The organism is Devosia chinhatensis (assembly GCF_000969445.1).
In the GTDB taxonomy this organism is placed as follows: Bacteria; Pseudomonadota; Alphaproteobacteria; order Rhizobiales; family Devosiaceae; genus Devosia; species Devosia chinhatensis.
Genome location: NZ_JZEY01000054.1, coordinates 780,772 through 800,264, shown reverse-complemented (window position 1 = coordinate 800,264; position 19,493 = coordinate 780,772). Strand labels below are relative to the sequence as shown.

Annotated in this window: 19 protein-coding genes and 1 tRNA gene; 3 read left to right on the top strand and 17 right to left on the bottom strand. The window is 63.2% G+C overall.

Going from position 1 to position 19,493, the window contains the following annotated elements:
• Positions 1–2: 2 nt before the first annotated feature.
• Together VE26_RS03890 and VE26_RS03885 are read right to left on the bottom strand one after the other, a co-directional pair.
• Positions 3–731, bottom strand: coding sequence for an RlmE family RNA methyltransferase (locus VE26_RS03890; RefSeq protein WP_046103840.1), 729 nt, complete (start codon positions 729–731; stop codon positions 3–5).
• On the bottom strand, positions 721–1,899 hold the full coding sequence (locus VE26_RS03885; protein ID WP_244465620.1) for a Ppx/GppA phosphatase family protein: 1,179 nt from the start codon (positions 1,897–1,899) through the stop codon (positions 721–723). The genes VE26_RS03890 and VE26_RS03885 overlap by 11 nt, the downstream gene beginning before the upstream one ends.
• A gap of 236 nt (positions 1,900–2,135) precedes the next feature.
• On the opposite strand from VE26_RS03885, the gene VE26_RS03880 reads away from it, so the two are divergent.
• The 3 genes from VE26_RS03880 (at position 2,136) to katE (ending at position 5,177) form a co-directional block, all read left to right on the top strand.
• A tRNA-Gln gene (locus VE26_RS03880) sits at positions 2,136–2,209 on the top strand.
• Between the two features lie 294 nt (positions 2,210–2,503).
• Positions 2,504–2,998, top strand: coding sequence for a YciE/YciF ferroxidase family protein (locus tag VE26_RS03875; protein ID WP_046103839.1), 495 nt, complete (start codon positions 2,504–2,506; stop codon positions 2,996–2,998).
• Positions 2,999–3,059: 61 nt separating this feature from the next.
• Complete coding sequence (gene katE / locus VE26_RS03870; protein WP_046103838.1) at positions 3,060–5,177, top strand: catalase; 2,118 nt, start codon at positions 3,060–3,062, stop codon at positions 5,175–5,177.
• A gap of 19 nt (positions 5,178–5,196) precedes the next feature.
• On the opposite strand, the gene VE26_RS03865 is transcribed toward katE, so the two are convergent.
• The 15 genes from VE26_RS03865 to VE26_RS03795 form a co-directional block, all read right to left on the bottom strand.
• A complete protein-coding gene (locus VE26_RS03865; RefSeq protein ID WP_046103837.1) occupies positions 5,197–6,654 on the bottom strand; it encodes an NAD-dependent succinate-semialdehyde dehydrogenase in 1,458 nt (485 codons plus the stop codon).
• Position 6,655: 1 nt separating this feature from the next.
• A complete protein-coding gene (locus tag VE26_RS03860) occupies positions 6,656–8,020 on the bottom strand; it encodes an MmgE/PrpD family protein (protein WP_046103836.1) in 1,365 nt (454 codons plus the stop codon).
• Entirely contained in the window at positions 8,017–8,844 is an 828-nt protein-coding gene (locus VE26_RS03855; RefSeq protein WP_046103835.1) for an N-acyl homoserine lactonase family protein, read from the bottom strand. The genes VE26_RS03860 and VE26_RS03855 overlap by 4 nt, the downstream gene beginning before the upstream one ends.
• Positions 8,841–9,536, bottom strand: a complete 696-nt coding sequence (locus tag VE26_RS03850; protein WP_160297791.1) for a GntR family transcriptional regulator — start codon at positions 9,534–9,536, stop codon at positions 8,841–8,843. Before VE26_RS03850 ends, VE26_RS03855 begins: the two co-directional genes overlap by 4 nt.
• A gap of 15 nt (positions 9,537–9,551) precedes the next feature.
• Entirely contained in the window at positions 9,552–10,421 is an 870-nt protein-coding gene (locus VE26_RS03845) for an ABC transporter permease (protein ID WP_046103834.1), read from the bottom strand.
• The gene (locus tag VE26_RS03840; protein ID WP_425283816.1) at positions 10,414–11,205 is read right to left on the bottom strand and encodes an ABC transporter ATP-binding protein; all 792 of its coding nucleotides are present in this window, start codon (positions 11,203–11,205) and stop codon (positions 10,414–10,416) included. The genes VE26_RS03845 and VE26_RS03840 overlap by 8 nt, the downstream gene beginning before the upstream one ends.
• Before the next feature lie 54 nt (positions 11,206–11,259).
• Entirely contained in the window at positions 11,260–12,264 is a 1,005-nt protein-coding gene (locus VE26_RS03835) for an ABC transporter substrate-binding protein (protein WP_046103832.1), read from the bottom strand.
• 21 nt (positions 12,265–12,285) lie between these two features.
• The gene (locus VE26_RS03830) at positions 12,286–13,623 is read right to left on the bottom strand and encodes an MmgE/PrpD family protein (RefSeq protein ID WP_046103831.1); all 1,338 of its coding nucleotides are present in this window, start codon (positions 13,621–13,623) and stop codon (positions 12,286–12,288) included.
• Positions 13,620–14,528 (bottom strand): NAD(P)-dependent oxidoreductase, encoded by a 909-nt coding sequence (locus tag VE26_RS03825; protein WP_084619923.1) that lies wholly within the window; start codon positions 14,526–14,528, stop codon positions 13,620–13,622. Before VE26_RS03825 ends, VE26_RS03830 begins: the two co-directional genes overlap by 4 nt.
• 3 nt (positions 14,529–14,531) lie before the next feature.
• Positions 14,532–14,930 carry a carboxymuconolactone decarboxylase family protein gene (locus VE26_RS03820; protein WP_046103830.1) on the bottom strand — a complete coding sequence of 133 codons (399 nt, stop codon included), beginning with the start codon at positions 14,928–14,930 and terminating at the stop codon, positions 14,532–14,534.
• Positions 14,931–15,113: 183 nt separating this feature from the next.
• On the bottom strand, positions 15,114–15,827 hold the full coding sequence (locus VE26_RS03815) for an LrgB family protein (protein WP_046103829.1): 714 nt from the start codon (positions 15,825–15,827) through the stop codon (positions 15,114–15,116).
• Positions 15,824–16,231, bottom strand: a complete 408-nt coding sequence (locus tag VE26_RS03810; RefSeq protein ID WP_046104984.1) for a CidA/LrgA family protein — start codon at positions 16,229–16,231, stop codon at positions 15,824–15,826. Before VE26_RS03810 ends, VE26_RS03815 begins: the two co-directional genes overlap by 4 nt.
• Before the next feature lie 24 nt (positions 16,232–16,255).
• Positions 16,256–17,488, bottom strand: coding sequence for a metal-dependent hydrolase family protein (locus VE26_RS03805; protein ID WP_046103828.1), 1,233 nt, complete (start codon positions 17,486–17,488; stop codon positions 16,256–16,258).
• 9 nt (positions 17,489–17,497) lie between these two features.
• Positions 17,498–18,472, bottom strand: coding sequence for an ABC transporter ATP-binding protein (locus VE26_RS03800; protein ID WP_046103827.1), 975 nt, complete (start codon positions 18,470–18,472; stop codon positions 17,498–17,500).
• Positions 18,462–19,463: an ABC transporter ATP-binding protein gene (locus VE26_RS03795; protein ID WP_046103826.1), complete on the bottom strand. Its 1,002-nt coding sequence runs from the start codon at positions 19,461–19,463 to the stop codon at positions 18,462–18,464. Before VE26_RS03795 ends, VE26_RS03800 begins: the two co-directional genes overlap by 11 nt.
• Between the last annotated feature and the right edge of the window lie 30 nt (positions 19,464–19,493).

The window sequence follows — 19,493 nt, the reverse complement described above, 5'->3', positions numbered from 1 at the left end:
GCCTAAAGCTCGGTTTCCGGCTCCTGTCGTCCCTTGAAGCCCTTGGCCACCAGATAGGCCTCCGCCGAATCCTTGCGGCTCGAGGGCGGCTTGACATGAAACGTGGTCGAGAAATGCCGCTTCAGCATGTGCAGCAACTCATGCTCGGTGCCGCCCTGGAACACCTTGGCGACGAAGGAGCCGCCGGGCTTGAGAACCTGGATGGCAAAATCGGCAGCGATCTCGATGAGGTGGACGATGCGCAGGTGATCGGTGGCGCGGTGCCCCGTCGTGGGCCAGGCCATGTCGCTCATCACCACGTCGGCGCCATGGCCGCCCATGGCGTCGATCAGCATGGCAGGGGCATCGTCCTCGGTAAAATCCTTCTTGAGCAGGATGACGCCGGGAATAGTGTCCATGTCGAGGTAATCGATCCCCACGACCAGGGGCTTTTCAACCGTCGAGCCCACGGCGGCAGCAGCCACCTGCGACCAGCCTCCGGGCGCCGCTCCCAGATCGACGACATGCATGCCCTTTTTGAAGAGCTTGTGCTTTTCGTCCATCTCCTTGATCTTGAAGGCAGCACGCGACCGATAGCCCTCGGATCGGGCCCGAGCCACATAGGGATCGTTGAGCTGGCGTTCCAGCCACTTGGTCGAGGCGACCTTGCGGCCCTTGGCCGTTTTCACGCGGATCTTGAGATCCTTGTCGGACTTGCGGCCGCCCGTGCCCAAAGCCTTGTTATTGGCCATTGCCCTGCCTCCTGGGATAGCGGTTCGGCCGCTTCTGGCCGCGATCCGCATCCATGAGTGAAATCAAAATGCCCTCGCGCAGCCCGCGATCGGCAACACGCACGCGCTCGGTCGGCCATTCGCGCCGGATGGCCTCGAAAATGGCGCAGCCAGGCAGGACGAGGTCGGCCCTGTCCTTGCCGATGCAGGGATGAGACACCCGTCGGTCGAACGGCATGCCGAGCAGAGCACGCATGGTTTCGTCGACCTCCTCGCGGCGCATCCACAGGCCGTCGACCTTCTGGCGCTCGTAACGCTCAAGCCCCAGATGGAGCCCCGCCAGGGTGGTCACCGTGCCGGACGTGCCGATCAGGTGCACCTTATGGGTCGCGATCATCTGCCGAAGCTTTTCCCGGCCGCGGAACTGCCGCAACTGCTCGGCGACATAGCCGACCATGGCCTCGAACACGTCGCGGGTGACATCGACACCGCCGAATTTCTCTGCGATCGAGACGACGCCGACCGGCAGCGATTGCCAGGACCGGATCGATGCCGACATGCGTCCCTGCGCCCGGGGACGACCGCCCCTGAAATCGAGCCAGGCCAGCTCGGACGAGCCACCGCCGATATCGAACATCAAGGCGCCCTGTGCCTCGCCGTCGATGAGGTCGGCGCAGCCGGTCACCGCCAATTCGGCTTCGGTGCGGCGATCCACGATTTCGAGGTCAAGGCCGATCTCCTGCTTGACCCGCGCGAGGAAGTAAGCGCCATTCTCGGCGGCCCGGCAGGCTTCGGTGGCGATAAGGCGCATGCGCGTCGGCTGGTGGTCGCGCAGCTTGTTCCGACATTGCCGCAGCGCCTCCATGGTGCGGTCCATGGCAGCCTCCGAAAGGCGCCCGGTGACGGACACGCCTTCCCCCAGCCGCACGATGCGGGTGAACCCGTCAAGCACGCGAAAGCCGCGCTCATGCGGGCGGGCGATCAGCAATCGACAATTATTGGTGCCGAGATCGAGAGCCGCATAGAGCGGCCCGCGCGTGCGGCGCGGCGTGCTGGCGGATGGCGTCCGCTGGTCCGGCCGAGGCGCGGAAATGTTCCCGCGATCCTTCCGGCCCGTACCGGAAGGTGCACCAGACCCCGCCTCGGCATGAGGTGCCGAAGCGGCGGCGGACCGATTCGAATCGGTCACGTCTGTCTCCTTCATGCGCGGTCGCCTGGTCCGGGATCACCGGCCGCGCCCGAGCGCACATATGTTGCGTTGTCACAAACCAAGGTAGAGCAAGGGCCGCACGAGCGCAATGCAAACCATGTTGCACACTGAATGCGCCGAAGCGCTTGCAATCTCATTCCGCTTTGTCTAATGAGACCCCGCGCCGAACGGAAGCACCCACCCTTCCTCACGCCGCCCTGCCAGCAGGCACCTGCTGGGGAATAGTTCAATGGTAGAACAGCGGACTCTGACTCCGTCGATCTTGGTTCGAATCCAGGTTCCCCAGCCAATTCTCCCCGTCTCACATCACACAGCGAACGTGCCGGAGCGGCTGCGTTATGGGTGTTGCGCATTCCGGCTTCGCTGATTTTGGTGTGCTGCGTTGCTGACGCGCACGCCGACCTTTCCGCGATTGATTTAGTGAGGCGGTTTGGCCGTCACGTTCGGCTCCATGCGCGCTGGGGCGATCGTGCGGGAACGCTCTCGACAGAACCAACACAGGATAGAGAGCGGAACGAGGGTCGGGGGCGTTCGTTGGGCTTTCTCTCACCATTTCGTGAGCGAACCAACAAGGAGCGCCCCGATGGCCGCCGAGAAGACGCTGAACGATCTCTTCGAAGATACGCTCAAGGATATCTACTATGCGGAGCGCAAGATCCTAAAGGCATTGCCGAAGATGAAGCGGGCTGCCCAGTCGGATACGCTCAAGGCGGCATTCGAAAAGCATCATGGAGAAACCCAGGACCAGATCGAGCGGTTGCAACAGGTCTTCGAGCTCATGGGGCTGTCCCCGCGCGGCAAGACCTGTGACGCCATCGAGGGCATCTTGTCCGAAGGCGAGGACATCATCGAGGAATTCAAGGGCTCTCCGGCGCTCGATGCCGGCCTGATTTCGTCGGCGCAGGCTGTCGAGCATTACGAGATGACCCGCTATGGCACGCTCAAGCGTTGGGCCACAGAGCTTGGCATGGACGAAGCCGCCACATTGCTCGATGCCACGCTCGATGAGGAGCGCAAGACCGATGCAGACCTCAACCAATTGGCGGAACGCTCGGTCAACGCAGCCGCGCAGGGTTGATCCTCACGAGGGGTCCGGGCCACCGGGCCCCTTTTCTTTATTCCTAAACCGGAGGCCGAACATGGCCAGAAAATCCAAGTCCACCAGTGCTGCCGCGCTCGAGGCGCGCGTGCACGACACGGTGCTCACACGCGGCAATGGCGGCGAACTGCATCAGACAGCAGGCGAAGAGACGCCCGTCCTGACCACAGCCCATGGCGTGCCGGTCAGCGATGACCAGAACAGCCTCAAGGCCGGGACCCGCGGGCCCGTGCTGCTCGAGGACTTTCACTTTCGGGAGAAAATCTTCCATTTCGATCATGAGCGTATTCCCGAGCGGGTCGTTCATGCCCGCGGCTACGGTGCCCACGGTTATTTCGAGGCTTATGAAGGCCTGGCCAAATACACGAAGGCCGACCTGTTCCAGCGCCCCGGTGAGAAAACGCCGGCTTTCGTGCGGTTCTCGACCGTGGCCGGATCGAAAGGCTCGTTCGACCTAGCCCGCGACGTGCGCGGCTTTGCCGTCAAGATCTATACCCAAGAGGGCAATTGGGACCTCGTGGGCAACAATATCCCGGTATTTTTCATCCAGGACGCCATCAAGTTTCCCGACATCATCCATTCGGTGAAACCGGAGCCGGATCGCGGTTTTCCGCAAGCCCAATCAGCCCACGACAATTTCTGGGACTTCATTTCGCTGACGCCGGAATCCATGCACATGATCATGTGGACCATGTCGGACCGGGCCATTCCCCGCTCGTTCCGCTTCATGGAAGGGTTCGGCGTACACACCTTCCGCCTGCTCAACGAGGAGGACAAGTCCACCTTCGTCAAGTTTATCTGGAAGCCCAAGCAGGGCCTGCAATCGGTGGTGTGGAACGAAGCGGTCAAGATCAACGGCGCCGATCCCGATTTTCACCGTCGCGACCTCTGGAACGCCATCCAGACCGGAGATTATCCGGAATGGGAATTGTGCGTGCAGTTGTTCGACCAGGATTTTGCCGACACGTTCGATTTCGACATCCTGGACCCCACCAAGATCATCCCCGAGGAGATCATCGCTCCCATCCCCGTCGGCCGGCTGGTGCTCGACCGGATGCCAGACAATTTTTTCGCTGAAACCGAACAGGTCGCGTTCATGACGCAGAACGTGCCTCCCGGCATCGATTTCTCCAACGATCCGCTGCTGCAGGGACGAAACTTTTCCTATCTCGACACCCAGATCAAGCGGCTGGGATCGACCAATTTCACCCACCTGCCCATCAATGCGCCCAAATGCCCGTTCCATCATTTCCAGCAGGATGGGCACATGGCCCAGCGCAATCCGGTTGGCCGGGCAAATTACCAGCCCAATTCGTGGGACGCCGGCCCGCGCGAAGATCCGAAACGCGGCCATCGCGCCTATCCCGAAGCCATCGAGGGCGCCAAGACGCGTTTACGGGCCGAAAGCTTTGCCGATCACTATAGCCAGGCCAGGCAATTTTTCGACAGCCAGACCGTGCATGAGCAAAAGCATATCGCCATGGCCTTGACCTTCGAACTGAGCAAGGTGGAGACGCCGGTCATCCGCGAACGGATGGTTGCCCACCTGCTCAACATCGATCCGGGGCTCGCCGAGACCGTGGCCAAGAAACTGGGAATGGACGAGCTTCCCGAGCCGGCCGACGCCGCCGTGGCGCCGCGCGACGACCTTCCGGCCTCCGACGCACTCAGCATCATCAAGAACGGGCCGGAGAGCTTTGCCGGCCGCAAAGTGGGTATTCTCGTCACCGATGGTTGCGATGCGGCCCTGGTCGACCAGCTCGGCGCGGCTCTCGAGGGTGAGGGCGCGACCTTCGAGTTCATCGCGCCCAAGATCGGTGGCGTCACCGCCAGCGACGGCACGCCCATCATCGCCCATCACATGATCGATGGCGGCCCCTCCGTGCTGTTCGACGCCGTTGCCGTCCTCATCTCCGAGGAGGGGGCCGACCTGCTGATCGGTGAGGCTGCGGCCCGCGACTTCGTGGCCGACGCCTTCGCCCATTGCAAGTTCATAGCCCATAGCGCCGCAGCCAAGCCGCTCTTTGCCAAGGCGGGAATTCTCGAAGATCTCGACGAGGGGGTGATGCTGCTCGAGGATGCGGCGACCGCGACCGAGTTTGTAAAAGCCTGCCGGTCCCTGCGGCTCTGGGCCCGCGAGGACGCCACCAAGCTTTAGGGCTCACCTGCCTGGCAGGTCAGTGCGGCTGCACTGCCAGGCAGACATACTTGATTTCGGTGAATTCCTCGATGCCGTAATGGCTGCCCTCGCGGCCCAGCCCAGACGACTTGATGCCGCCGAACGGCGCTTCCGGGGTCGAAATCAGGCCCGTATTGACGCCGACCATGCCGAATTCCAGGGCTTCGGCAACGCGCCAGACCCTCGAATGATCACGCGCATAGAAATAGGACGCCAATCCATATTCGGACGCATTGGCCATCCGGATGACATCCTCTTCGGCGTCGAAGGGAAACAGCGCCGCCAGCGGACCAAAAGTCTCTTCGGTGGCCAGCGCCATGTCGCTACTGGCCTGGGTGACGACGGTTACCTCGAAAAAGGTCCGACCGAGAGCATGGCGTTGTCCGCCCAGGGTGACGTGGCCACCTTTCGCGATAGCGTCGGCGATATGCTCTTCGACCTTCGACACCGCCTTCTCGTCGATGAGCGGGCCGACATCGACGCCATCGTCCGCCCCGTCCCCGGTCTTGAGACGGGCCGCTGCATTGCGGAACTTTTCGGCAAATGCATCATAGATGCTGCGCTGGACGTAGATGCGATTGGCGCAGACGCAGGTCTGGCCGTTGTTTCGATACTTCGCGATCATCGCCCCTTCCACCGCAGCGTCGATGTCTGCGTCATCGAACACGATGAAGGGCGCATTGCCCCCAAGCTCCAGACCGAGCTTCTTGATGGTCGGTGCGCTTTGCGCCATCAGCTTGGCTCCAACCCCGGTGGAGCCGGTGAAGGTGATCTTGCGCACCTGCGGATTTGCGGTGAGCTCACCCCCGATTTCCGCCGCTGATCCCGTGACGACGCTGAAAAGACCCGGGGGCAGACCGGCACGCTCCGCCAGCACAGCCAGCGCGATTGCCGAAAAGGGCGTCTGCGCGGCGGGCTTGAGCACCATGGCGCAGCCCGCAGCAAGCGCGGGGCCTGCCTTGCGCGTGATCATGGCATTGGGAAAATTCCAGGGCGTAATCGCGCCTACGACGCCGATCGGCTGCTTGAGCACGACAATACGCTTGTCGCGGCCATGGCCGGGAATGACATCGCCGCGCACGCGCCGCGCCTCCTCCGCGAACCATTCGATGAAGCTGGCGCCATAGGTGATCTCGCCCTTGGCTTCGGCGAGCGGCTTGCCCTGCTCGGCCGTCAGGATAGCGCCCAGATCGTCGCGATGGGCAATCATCAGGTCAAACCAGGCGCGCAGGATATCGGAGCGCTCCTTTGCAGTGCGCGCGGCCCAATCCTTCTGCGCCTCGGCAGCCACGCTGATCGCCTCGCGCGTTTCGGCGGCTCCCAGATCGGGCACATGTCCGAGGATCGCTCCGGTGGCGGGATTGGTCACCGGGATCGACTCCCCCTCTTGGGCAGTGATCCACCGGCGACCAACCAGGGCCGCCTCGCGCAAGAGAGAGGGGTCATTGAGGTTCATCTTATGGCTCCACTGATGGTTCTTGGGCGCGCAGCGCCTGCATCAGCGCTGCGCTGTCCGGTGCAGCCGGCAGGGCCGAAACGGCGGACAGAACCCCGTCGGCATGGACGCCGGTCCCACCATGAGCGGCCAGCGCCCGCATCTTTTCGGCAATCATGCCGTCGCTGAGCGGGGTTTCGAGGCTGCCGAGAGACGTCGTCACAAGGCGTTGGATCACCGTGCCGTCGGCGAAGCAAATGCGCACATGCGCCTCGTCCTCCGCCATATCTGCTGCAACCACGATATGGCCTACCCTCGATCTGAGCGCGATCACGTCCGGGTCATTCACTGCGGCATCGGAAAATTCGGCGGCTCCGGCCGCACCGCGTAGCAGGCTGATCGAAACGGCATGCTGCGCGCTGACCTGCGCCTCCCTGCCCCGGGTCACATCCGGCCTGTCGGTTCGAGCGCGCAGGAGCTCGCTTCCCCTAACCTCGACCAGCCTGATCTGCGTGGCGTCGAAGCCCGGCTCGGTGCGCAGCCAGAGGCAGGCATCGATCACTGGATTGAGGACGACGCCACAGGGATAGGGCTTGTACATCAGCCGCTGGATTTCCCAATCCGCGCCCAGTCCTTCGACAATCTTTTCGGGCTCCCAACGATCGGAGGTGACCGCCAGAAAGGCGAGGCGCCCTTCGAGCGGTGCTGACGGCCCTTCGATACCCTCACGAGCCATGAGCGCGGCAGTCAGGCCGCCGCGGGCCGCGTGGCCAACACCAACGCTCTTGGCCATCGTGCCGAGCGTCTCGACAAGCCCGGAAGCCTGGGACGAGGCGATCCCCAAAGCGTGCAGCGTCTGCCCATGGTCGAGGCGCAGAAGACGGGATGCGGCGAGCGCTGCGCCGAAAATTCCGCAGGTCGCGGTGATGTGCCAGCCCCGGGCATAATGTCCGGGCGAGATCGCGTTGCCGATGCGGCAGGCCGCCTCGATACCGATGACGATTGCGCCCAGCAGGTCCGAACCTGTCGCGCCCAGCTCCTCGGCAAGGGCGAGGGCTGCACCGGCAACAGGCGCCACAGGATGAATGATGGTGCCGACATGGGTTTCGTCGAAATCGAGAACATTGATCGCCGCGGCGTTGACGAAGGCCGCCAATCCCATGTCGACCCTTTCGCTCTCCCCGATCAGGCTGCACTGTCCGGCAGCAGACATCGGTCGCAGGCTGCGCAGGATGGCCTTGACGGCCAGGTCCCCTGCCCCGCCCAGCCCGGCCGCCAGGCCATTGGTCAGGGCGCGCAGCGCTTCCTGCTGCACGTCATGCGGCAGATCCGACCACGAAGTGTCGACCGCAAAGGCGGCGAGTTCTGCTGAAACAGGCCGGGTCATGCCAGGGGCCTCGGCGGGGCGTCGAGGCGGACGATGTCGCCGGACGATGAAAGCCCGGGATAGATAGAGGCCACCAGCGGGTCGTGCCCGACAACGATATGGTCCGGTGTGTCGGCAAGGGTGTGGAGCATCTGGTACCCTTCGAGCAGCGCACCGACATCGTGGACGATGGGGAAAGGCAAGCGCTGGTGGAGGTTGGCGTAGAGATGGGCCGCGTCGGACGCCAGCACCACCCAGCCCCGACGGGTCCAGACACGCACGACCTGGAGACCGGCCGTATGTCCGCCGATACGGTGAACCCAAAGTCCCGGCGCAAGCTCGGCGCTGCCATCGTGGAATTGCACCCGCCCGCCGTAAAGCGCGCGTACGAAGCCGACGACATTTTCGACATCATAGGCCTGGCGCAGCACGGAATGGCACATGCATCGACCCGTGGCGAACGCCGCCTCATGGTCCTGGACGTGAAACCGGGCGTGGGGGAAATCACCCAGTGTTCCGGCGTGGTCGTAATGCAGGTGGGTGAGAATGACGTCTTCCACCCGCGCCGGGTCGATGCCCAGCAGGCGCAGGCGATCGGCAGGTTGGGCCAGCAGGGTGCGCCCGCGACCGGCTGCTGCCTCCTGCCCAAAACCGGTATCGACGACGAACACCCGGTCGGACCGACGCGCCACCCAGATATAATAGGACAGGTCCGAACCGGCTTCATGCGGATCGGCGCCGATGAAATTATCCACCTGCCTGCGGCCGCGATGGACAGCGTAGCGCAAGGCGAAGACCTCGAAAGGCTCGACCCCCGGGCCCGGCGATGTGTCGCCGTGCGTCACGGATCCAGCGCCTGAAGCGCGGATTTGGATGCCTCGTTGATGTGGTGCAGCGTGGCAGCATGGGCGGCTGCAGCATCGCGGCGCTCGATGGCATCGAGGATCACGTCAATCTCCGCAAGGCTCGCCGCGCCGCGCTGAGGCGATGAGAGCGTGACGCGGCGCAATAAGGTGATCCGGTCCGTCAGGGTGCGCAACAATGCGGGAATGGTGGGATTGCCCGCTCCGGCAAACAGGATCTGGTAAAAGGCATGCTTGGCGACAAGGATCTGCTCGACATCCTCGGTGCCATAGGCAGCCTTGAGTGCCGTTACGGCGTTGCGCAGCTGCGCGACCTCGGCGTCAGTGGCAACCGAGGCAAAGCTCTGTGCCGCCAGGGCTTCGAGCGCGCCGCGCACCTGGTAGATCCCGGCGGCGTCCTCTCGCGTCAGCCGGGCCACCGATGGGCCCTTATGTGGGATCACCTCGATTAACCCGTCGGTCTCGAGCTGGCGCAAGGCTTCGCGAACCGACGGGCGGCTGACGCCGGTCAGTTCGCAAAGGTCCTTCTCGATCAGCCGCTGCCCGGGGGCAAAGCGGCCACTGGTGATCGCGGTGCGAATGATCTCGGCCACCTGCCGCCGCACGGGCGCCGGGGTAACCACGACCCGCATGGACATGTCGACGCCCTGCTTCTTTTGCACCGGTTCACTCATTGCATCTTCCATCGGCTAATTCTGCATTCCCCAGCGCTGTATGGTCCGCTGTTCCAATGTACGAAAGATCACATTTTCAACGAAGAGTCCGAAAAGGATCACCGTCAGCAGGCCGGCAAAAACCGAAGCGATCTGCAGCGCATTCTTGTTCTCGAAGATGAACCAGCCGAGACCGCCACCGCCCGAACTTGCGCCGAAGACCAGTTCGGCGGCGATCAGCGTGCGCCAGGCGAAGGCCCAGCCGATCTTGAGGCCGGTCAGGATGCTCGGAAAGGCGCCGGGGATCAGGATGCGGAACACATAAGCGGGCTGGGACAGGCCGTAATTGCGCCCGACCATGCGCCATGTCGGACTGACGCCACGGAAGCCCGAATGGGTATTGAGCGCCACAGCCCAGAGCACCGCGTGGACCAACACGAAGATGATGCTGCCATCGCCGAAGCCGAACCAGATCATCGCCAGTGGCAGAAGAGCGATGGAGGGCAGCGGATTGAACATGGAGGTCAGCGTCTCGAGCAGATCGGCGCCGATGCGGGTGGCGCTGGCCAGTGCCGTGAGCAGTCCCGCGCAGACGAGGCCAATGGCATAGCCCTGGATCAAGACCTTGAGCGAGGCGCCTGCAGCGGCCAGAATCCGGCCCGAGACAATTCCCTGCCAGAGCGCGGAGATTGTCGCTGTAAACGTCGGGAACACCAGGCTGTTGTTGAGCCAGCGGGCGTAGAATTCCCAGGCCAGGGCCAGCACGATCAGCAGCACGGCCTTGCGGAAGGCGCCGTTTCCGGAAAGTTTCTCCCAGGTGGTGAGCGGCTTCTGCACGACGCCGAAGCCCGACGTGGACGGATTGAGGAACCGTTCGGGACGATTCTGCGTCATGGTCTCAAGCATGTTCAAGTTCCTCGACCTTGGTCTGTTGCTCGCGGAACAGCATCTCCTCGATGCGCTCGGAAAGCTTATGGCCGCTCGCATCGACGGGATCGGTGCCGTCGCTGTTCATCTCGGCGCGGACCTGACCCGGATGGGCGCTGAGCAGGAGGATGCGATTGCCCACCTTCACAGCCTCGGGAATGGAATGGGTAACGAAAAGCAGGGTGAACTTGGTGTCGTCCCAGAGCCGCAGCAATTCTTCCTGCATCTTCACGCGGGTCAGCGCGTCAAGGGCGGCGAAAGGCTCGTCCATAAGCAGGATATCGGGCTCCATTGCCATGCCGCGGGCAATGGCAACACGCTGCTTCATGCCACCCGACAGCGTATGCGGAAAGCTGTCTGCGAACTTGGTCAGATTGACCTTGTCGATATAGTGCATGGCCTTTTCGTCGGCCTCGCGACCCGACATGCGACCACTCGCGGTCAGCGCGAAGACGACGTTCTGGCGCACCGTTTTCCAGGGCAGCAACTGGTCGAATTCCTGGAACACCAGCATGCGGTCCGGCCCTGGCTTGCGAACATCGGTGCCGTTAAGGCGGATCGTTCCCTCGACGGGCTTGATATACCCGCCCACCGCCTTGAGCAGGGTGGACTTGCCGCAGCCCGAGGGGCCCAGCAGCACGAAGCGGTCGGAGCGCAGGATGTCGAAGCTGACGCGGTAAGTCGCCGTTACAAGGTGCTCCTTGGTGCGATATTGCAGCGTCACGCCATCGACGCTGAGCAAGGGATTGTTCTGATTGTTCAAGGCGCTCCTCCAGTGAATGCGCCGGCCGGTCTCCTCACCGGCCGGCAGAGTCGGTCAGTTCCCGCCGGCGACAAGATCGCTTTCGAAGAACAGGTCGGAAATCGCGGTCGGCTGGTTGGTGATGGACCCGATCTCACGCATGAACTCGGCATATTTCAGCACGTTTTCCGGCACCGTTGTGTACTTGGTGCTTGGGTTTTCGAGGATGGCCTTGAGTTCCTCGTTGGTCAGCTCGGAGGCCCCGCCCATGGATTTGACCAGCACATCGATGGCTGCGTCCTTGTCGGCCTCGATCATCTGCTGGGCTTCCTCCAGCGCATCGAGGAAGACGCCGTAGACCACCGGATTTTCATCGTAGAAGCGGGTGGTGGTCGAGATCATGGTGAAGGTGGTGGACCCGCCCATGACATCGTCGCTGCTCTGGATGGTACGGACCTTGGGGTCCTTGATCTCGATTTCGTGGAACGGCGAGGATGCATAATGCGCCACGATGCCGCCGCTGCCCGACAGAAGTGCGATCAGGGCATCGGCATGACCCATCGAGACGGTGAACGGGTCGTATTTGAAGACGTCCTGTTCCCCTTGGGCCTTGGCATGCATCTGCATGATGATCGAGGGGATCGACACCTTGATGCTGGTGACGCCCATCTTGTCGTTGGCGGTGAAGTCCTCAAGTGCCTCGATATGCTCGGCAGTCGTGTTGAGATACATCGGCATCGAGCTCATGGCCGCAGCGCCCATCACCTCGATATTGCCCTGTGTGCGATCCCACAGCGTGATAAAGGCCGGCGGGCCGGCCGAGATGAAGTGGGCCGAACCCGACAGCAGCGCGTCGTTCATGGCTGCCGGCCCACCGACATTGGCCCAGTTCACGGTCAGTTCGATGCCGGCTTCTTCGGCGTGCTTTTCGACCAGATTGAACTCGCGCATCATGTGCAGCGGCAAAAAGCCGAACCCGCCTGCGCCCAGCGGCACGTTGAGTTGCGTCACTTCCGCCGATGCGGCGACCGGGCTCAGTGCCGTTGCGGCAAAGGCGCAGGCGATCAGAAACCTCTTCATTTAGTCCTCCCTTGTTGATCCTTAAGGCAGAGTGGCTTCCACCAGGCCCTGCACGTTCTCCAGCGTATCGATGGCCCAGAGGCGTTCGATCACCCCCGTCACCTGCTGCTCCCCGATCACCCTCACCTGGTCCCGGAATTTGCTTTCCAGTTGTTGGTCGGAGAGGGGTTTGCGAATATTGCCGACCGAAAATTCCAGCGACTTGTGCAGCCGGCGGCCATCGGACAAGACCAGTTCGATTTCGACGCCGTCTTCGCTGACCGATCCGTCGGCCACCGGCGTAACGCGCGACCGCATGGCTGCAAGGGCCGGGTCTGTCACCGCCGCGTCACTGAACTCGGCCAGGCTGGCCCGATTGCGCACCAGTGCCAGGGCCGCTGCGTGATATATGGAAAACTTTCCCTCGAGGCCCCGCGTGATCTCGCGCTGATTGCAAAGATCGAGGACGAGGGGTGCGACACGCAATTGCACCGCTACCACGTCTTCGGGCGCAAAGTCGTGCTCGGCACGCAATTGCAGGCAGGCATCGATCGTGGGATGCACCACAATTCCGCAGGGAAATGGCTTATAGGTGTTGAGCCCCAGCAGGTGATCGCGGCCCAGGTCGGCCGTGACGATATCGAGATCGTATTCGCCCGCCGTGACCTCGGCAAAGCCGCGCGGCCCTTCCAGGGGCCGTGGCCCTGCGGTGAAGCCCTCTGCTGCGAGCAGAGCGGCCATATAGCCGCTCTGGGCTGAGCGCCCCGGATGAAACGACTTGGCCATCGCGCCGAAATTGTCGCGAATACCCGCCCCCTGCGTTGCCGCAAGGCCGATCGCCGTCAGCATCCGGGCCTTGTCCAGTCCCATGAGCTTGCCCACCGCCACTGCGGCGCCGAACACGCCGATCGATCCGGTACTGTGCCAGCCCCGCTGGTAATGGGCGGGGTATGTCGCATTGCCGATGCGGGTCACCGTCTCGTAGCCCAGAACATAGGCATTGAGAAAATCGACGCCGCTCACCGCATTGACGCTGGCATAGGCAAAGAGCGCCGATGCCACGGGCGAAGTGGGGTGGATATAATTGCTCGGCGTCGTGTCGTCGAAATCATGGACATGCGAGCTGATGCCGTTGAGGAGGCTGGCGAGGAGAGGATCGACCCTCTCCTTTCGGCCGATCACGGCACAATCGGCTGCGCCCGCGAAGGAACCAAGGGCGCGGATCGCGATATCGACGGCGGGATGATCCGCGCCGCCGAGGGCGCAACCGACGATGTTGATGAGGGCGCGCTTGGCCTCGTGTCGATCGGCGTCATTCAGGTCGCCTGGCTGGCTAGCGACGATGTGAGCCGCCAACGCTTCGGAATAGCGGCCGCTCATGACTGACGCTCCGGGATCTGGCTGCCCGCAAGCAGTTCGGAGAAACGTGCCAGCGCCGTATGGTCCGTACCGGGGCCGAGAACGGCAGACGCCGAGGACCACATTTCCTTGCAGAGATTGGCAAAGGGCGCGTTGACCTTGGCGTCATGCGCGACGCCGAGCGCGATGACGAGATCCTTGACCATCAGCTCGAGGGCAAAGCCGGAATTGAACCCGCGAGACAGCACGAACTGCCTGAACTTCTTCTGGGTGCTGTTGTTCATGCCGGTCGAGCTGTTCAGCGTATCGACGATGACCTCGGGATCGATGCCGAACTTGCTGCCGATGAGCAGGGCCTCGACCCCGATCAGGAACCCGCCGGCAGAGACCAGATTGTTGAGCGCCTTCATGGCGTGCCCGCTGCCGACAACGCCGGTGCGGATGACGTTACCCATGGCCTTGAGCACGGGGAGCGCAGCCTGCACCACCTCATCTTCACCACCGGCCATGATCGTCAGCTCACCGGTGCGAGCGCGAGCGACACCGCCGGAAACCGGCGCATCGAACAGCACGCGACCATCCTCTGCCAGGCGCTCCGCGAAGCGGACGGTCTTTGCCGGCACCCCCGATGTCATGTCGATGATCGTTGCGCCTTGGGGAAGAGCGGCGGCAATGCCGGCCTCGCCAAAAAGTACGCTTTCGACGATATCGCTGTTGGGAAGAATGGTGACCAGAACTTCGGCATTCCGTGCCAGCTCGGCAAGGCTGGCCGCTGCGGCGCCGCCGACTTCGCTGGCAAATTTTTCGCTTTGCTCGGTGCGGGCATCATAGACCGTCACCCGATAGCCGGCGCGCACAAGGCACGTCGCCATGGGCCAGCCCATCGCGCCGATGCCGATGAAACCGATGGATTGCTTGTCCGACACCGCTCAGCCCTCCGCCTGTGCGGACTTGGCGTCCTCTTCCTTGAAGACTTCGACGGCGACCTTCATGCTGTCGAGGCACGCCGGAACGCCGCAGTAAATTGCGACCTGCAAAAGCACTTCCTGGATCTGCTCGCGCGACACCTGGTTGTTGAGGGCGCCACGCACATGCAGGCGCACTTCGTGCGGGCGGTTCAGCGCCGAAAGCATGGCGAGGTTGATAAGGCTGCGCGTCTTGCGATCAAGACCGTCCCGCCCCCAGATTTCGCCCCAACAATACTCGGTCACCAGCTTCTGTATGGGAGCTGTGAAGTCATCCATGCTGGCGAGAGACCGCGCCACATGCTCCTCACCCAAAACCTCGCGCCGGGTCTTGAGACCGCTTTTGTAAAGTTCACTATCCATGAAGTCCTCCGTCCCAAACCAAGAAAGCAGATCGAAAATACGATGTCAAACAGATTGTCTGACAATCTGCCTGTCATTGCATCATCTTGTATTTGGGACGCTAAGGGGCTGAATGCGCGCACAAAAGCGCGAAGCCGCAGGCGTTCTGCGGGCCTGCCGATAGTGTGGAGAAGCGGCCCTGCGTTAAAGCAGCTGCATCACGCCGACGATGAGAGCGGCTGTGAAGGCGCCGTTGAGAGCCATGGCGATTCCCGAAAAGGCGCCGGCAACATCGCTGACCTGCAGCGCGCGGGCCGTCCCGATGCCGTGGGCTGCAAGGCCCACTGCAAAGCCGCGTGCCCGATAATCCGTAATGCCGAGCGCGTTCATCAGCGGCGTAACGATTACGGCGCCGGTGATGCCGGTGAGGATGACGAGAACTGCCGCAAGGGACGGAATGCCGCCAATGCCATTAGCCAGCTCCATGGCAATGGGCGCGCTGACCGATTTGGGCGCGATGGAGGCGAGAACATCTGGCGGCGCGCCAAACAGGGCAGCAATGGCCAGTGCGCTGCCGATGGCCGTGAGGGCTCCGGCGATCAGGGCAACGACAATGGGAAGGCGCGAACGCTTGACCGCGTCGCGATTGCGATAGAGCGGTACCGCCAACGACACCGTGGCCGGTCCGAGCAGGAAATGCACGAACTGGGCGCCCTCGAAATAGATCTGATACGGGGTGCGCGTCACCAGCAGCGCTGGAATGATCAACGCGGCCGACACCAGAACGCTGTTGGCCAGGGGCGAATTGCCGAGGAAGGCCCCGATCCGCATGGCCAGAACGAAAGCCACCAGCGTCACGCCCAGCCAGGTCAGCGGGGAGGCCGCTAGGTAAACCCAGATGCCGGATAATCCGCTCATCGCCTGCGCCTCTCGACCCATCTGTCGGTGACGATGAAAGCATAGACCGTGACCAGCAATGTCAGCACGGTCGAGCCGATCACTGCCAAGAGAAGCGGCAGTCCCCAGGCCTGGATGACGGCCCAATGCTGCATGATGCCCACCGCGGAGGGAACGAACAGCAGCGCCAGGATGCCGAGCAGACCATTGGCGACTGCAATGGTGGACCGCGCGCGCTCGGCGAACCGGTTCAGGATCAGCACCAGAAGCAGCATGCCCGCGACAGGGCCGGGGAAGACGAAGCCGGGCGAGACGATGCGTAGCAGCTGCACCATGGCTTCGCCTGCAAGCTGGCACAGGATCAGCACCGCAAATCCGGTGACCCAATCAGCCGGCCGCAAGGGATGGTCCGCATTCACCGCCATGGCAGCCTCCATCGGGCCGGTGCGCTAGAGGGCAGACTTTACCACGCGACCATTGGCCATGATCATTGGCATATGCGCCCCGTCATCCTGGAGCAAGGCGATGTCCTCGAGCGGATTGCCATCGACCACCAGAAGATCGGCGAAGGCCTTTTCGGCCACGACACCCACCTGCCCGTCCAGCCGGCAAAGCCGCGCGCCGATAATGGTGGCCGAGCGAATGATCTCGGCCGGTGTCAGCACCTTGGCCAGGAGCTCGAATTCCATGCAGTGATATTTGCGAAGCTGCCCGAGGAGATCGGAACCGAATGCCATCGGCAATCCGGCATCGCGCATGATTTCGAGCGACCGCAGGCCCCCCTGGCGCACGATCTCGATCTTCGCGAACTCGGAGGCACCGAGCCCCAGTGCTTCCCCTTCCAGGGCGAGGGCATCGTAGGCCACCAGCGTCGGCACCGCGATGCAGCCCTTTTCGGCGGCGATGCGCGCGGTTTCCGGCTCGATGAGGTTGCAATGCTCGAGCGAATGTACGCCGAGCTCGGCACATCGGCGGATGGCCTTGTCGGTATAGACATGGGCAGCGACGTAGAGGCCGGCATTTTCGGCCTCTTCCACCATCGCCGCGATTTCGTCGCGCGAATACTGAATGGAGTGAATGGGGTCGTTCGGCGACGACACGCCGCCATTGGCCATCACCTTGATGAAATGCGCGCCTTCCTTGATCATGGTTCGGCAGGCCGTGCGCACGTTGTCCACGCCATCAACGATGAGGCCCATCGATCCTAGCCGGTCCGAGAACAGTCCCGGGCGATCGTCGGTGCGCTGGCGCAGGTCGGCATGGCCGCCTGTCGTCGTCAGCCCCTTGCCGCAGATCACGAGGCGTGGCCCGTCGAGCAGACCTTCATTGACCGCCCGCACGAGGCCGTAATCGGCTCCGCCCAGATCGCGCAGCGTGGTGAAACCCCGGTGCAGCGCCTCGGTCATCACCCGCGCCGACCGCAAGGCCGACAGTGAGGCCGGCGCGATCATGTTGCCCCACAGATCGAGCGTTTCGGCAACGACATGCACGTGGCAGTCGATGAGGCCGGGCATCAGCGTCCTGCCGTCCAGGTCGATCACCTCGGTCGCTTCGGACCGTGCGAGAGCGGCACCGATCGCCGCGATCTGCGGGCCATTCACCAGCACGTCGAGCCCGTCGTGCAGCGTACCGGCCTCCGCATCGAGAATGCGGCCATTGGTGAAGAGATAGGAAGGCGTCATGGGATCAACTCAGCGGTGGTGGCAGGCTACGAGCTGGCCGTCGTCGCGCGCGGTCAGCGCCGGCTCGTCGGACTTGCAGATATCGGTGGCCAGCGGGCAACGCGTATGGAACGGACATCCCGCCGGCTTGCGGGTGGCGCTCGGCATATCGTCATTGCTGGCGCTGAAGGCGTGCCGCTTGCGCGGGTCGCGCGAGGGCGCGGAGCGCATCAGCAGCTCGGTATAGGGATGGCGCGGATTGGCGAAAATGGTCTTCTTGGGCGCGATCTCGACGATCTTGCCCAGATACATCACCGCCACCCGATGGGAGATGAATTCGACCACGCCCAGATCGTGCGAGATCGAGAGATAGGAAACACCCAGATCGCGCTGCAGGTCGCTCAGCAGGTTGAGGATCTGCGCCTGCACCGAGACGTCGAGCGCCGAGACGGGCTCGTCGCAGACGATGACGTCGGGGTTGAGCGCCAGGGCGCGGGCAATACCGATACGCTGGCGCTGGCCGCCGGAAAACTGGTGCGCGAAATTGTCGGCCTGGTCGGGCCTCAGGCCCACTCGCTGCATCAGCTCGGCAACGCGCTCGTTGCGTTCGGCCGGGGTGCCGACCTTATGGATATCGAGCGGCGCGCGGATGATGTCCTTCACCTTCTGGCGCGGGTTGAGCGAGGAGAACGGGTCCTGGAACACGATCTGCATGCGCCGCCGATAGCTCTTGAGCGCCGCACGGCTGAAGCCCTTGATTTCCTCGCCATCGAAGCGCACCAGCCCGCCGGTCGGCTTGACGAGGCCCATCAGGGCGAGGCCGGTGGTGGATTTTCCGCAGCCGCTTTCCCCCACAATGCTCAGCGTCTCACCACGGTCGAGCGAAAAGCTCACCCCATCCACGGCCTTGACCGCACCCACCTGGCGCTGGAGCACGCCTGCGCGAATGGGGAAATGAACCTCTAGGTTTTCTACGCTCAGGAGCGGTTCGCGTTCACGCTGCATCGACATGATCCCAGCAGGCAGCCCAGTGGCCCGGGCGTTTTTCAACAAGTGGCGGACGCTCCTCAAGGCAGCGCGCCGAGGCGGTCGGGCAACGCGGGGCGAAGGCGCATCCCTTGGGCAGGTTCCAGAGCGGGGGTACGGTGCCGGGAATGTCAGCCAGCCGGTCGCCGTCTTCCGAGGCTGCCCCGGCGCCGGGAACGGCGCCCATGAGTCCGATCGTATAGGGATGGATGGGGTTGTCGAAGAGGTCGAAGATGCTCGCCTCCTCGATCTTGCGCCCGGCATACATGACGATCACCCGGTCGGCGACCTCCGAGACCACGCCCAGATCGTGCGTGATCAGGATCTGGGCCGTGCCCAGGCGCTTCTGGAGATCGGAAATCAGCCCCAGGATCTGGGCCTGGATGGTCACGTCGAGCGCCGTGGTCGGCTCATCGGCGATGATGATCTTGGGGTCGCAAGCCAGAGCCAGCGCAATCATGGCGCGCTGGCGCATACCACCCGACAATTCATGCGGAAACTGGGTGGCGCGGCGTTCGGGGTCGGGCATCTGCACCATGCGCAGCACCTCGACGGCACGCGCATGCGCCTCCGCGCCACTGCATTTGCGGTGGGCCCGCACGGCCTCGGAAATCTGCTCGCCGACGCGCAGCACCGGGTTGAGGGCGGTCAGCGGCTCCTGAAAGATCATCGCGATCTTTTCGCCGCGGAACTGCTCCACCTGGCGCTGGCCCATGGTCAGGAAATCCTCGCCATCTATGCGGATTTCGCCCTTCGTCACCTTGGCCGCCTCGGGCAGGAGGCGCAGCAGGGACAGGGCGGTCATGGATTTCCCGCACCCGCTCTCGCCCACGATGCAGAGCGTTTCCCCCGGCCGCACGGACAAGTTCATGTCGGAGACGACGGAAAACGGACCCTGCCCGCCCATGATCTCGATTTCGAGGTTCTTCACCTCGATCGCGGGTGCTTGCACAGTGCTGATCTGGCTCATTGCCGTCGTCTCCAGTCTCGGCCAAAAGCC

Bases quoted from the DNA above. Each gene is read 5' to 3' on its own strand.
- VE26_RS03890 (WP_046103840.1), bottom strand. From the start codon at position 731: ATGGCCAATAACAAGGCTTTGGGCACGGGCGGCCGCAAGTCCGACAAG.
- VE26_RS03875 (WP_046103839.1), top strand. From the start codon at position 2,504: ATGGCCGCCGAGAAGACGCTGAACGATCTCTTCGAAGATACGCTCAAG.
- VE26_RS03845 (WP_046103834.1), bottom strand. From the start codon at position 10,421: ATGCTTGAGACCATGACGCAGAATCGTCCCGAACGGTTCCTCAATCCG.
- VE26_RS03850 (WP_160297791.1), bottom strand. From the start codon at position 9,536: ATGAGTGAACCGGTGCAAAAGAAGCAGGGCGTCGACATGTCCATGCGG.
- VE26_RS03865 (WP_046103837.1), bottom strand. From the start codon at position 6,654: ATGAACCTCAATGACCCCTCTCTCTTGCGCGAGGCGGCCCTGGTTGGT.
- VE26_RS03795 (WP_046103826.1), bottom strand. From the start codon at position 19,463: ATGAGCCAGATCAGCACTGTGCAAGCACCCGCGATCGAGGTGAAGAAC.
- VE26_RS03815 (WP_046103829.1), bottom strand. From the start codon at position 15,827: ATGAGCGGATTATCCGGCATCTGGGTTTACCTAGCGGCCTCCCCGCTG.
- VE26_RS03835 (WP_046103832.1), bottom strand. From the start codon at position 12,264: ATGAAGAGGTTTCTGATCGCCTGCGCCTTTGCCGCAACGGCACTGAGC.
- VE26_RS03830 (WP_046103831.1), bottom strand. From the start codon at position 13,623: ATGAGCGGCCGCTATTCCGAAGCGTTGGCGGCTCACATCGTCGCTAGC.
- VE26_RS03805 (WP_046103828.1), bottom strand. From the start codon at position 17,488: ATGACGCCTTCCTATCTCTTCACCAATGGCCGCATTCTCGATGCGGAG.
- katE (WP_046103838.1), top strand. From the start codon at position 3,060: ATGGCCAGAAAATCCAAGTCCACCAGTGCTGCCGCGCTCGAGGCGCGC.
- VE26_RS03810 (WP_046104984.1), bottom strand. From the start codon at position 16,231: ATGGCGGTGAATGCGGACCATCCCTTGCGGCCGGCTGATTGGGTCACC.
- VE26_RS03860 (WP_046103836.1), bottom strand. From the start codon at position 8,020: ATGACCCGGCCTGTTTCAGCAGAACTCGCCGCCTTTGCGGTCGACACT.
- VE26_RS03800 (WP_046103827.1), bottom strand. From the start codon at position 18,472: ATGCAGCGTGAACGCGAACCGCTCCTGAGCGTAGAAAACCTAGAGGTT.
- VE26_RS03820 (WP_046103830.1), bottom strand. From the start codon at position 14,930: ATGGATAGTGAACTTTACAAAAGCGGTCTCAAGACCCGGCGCGAGGTT.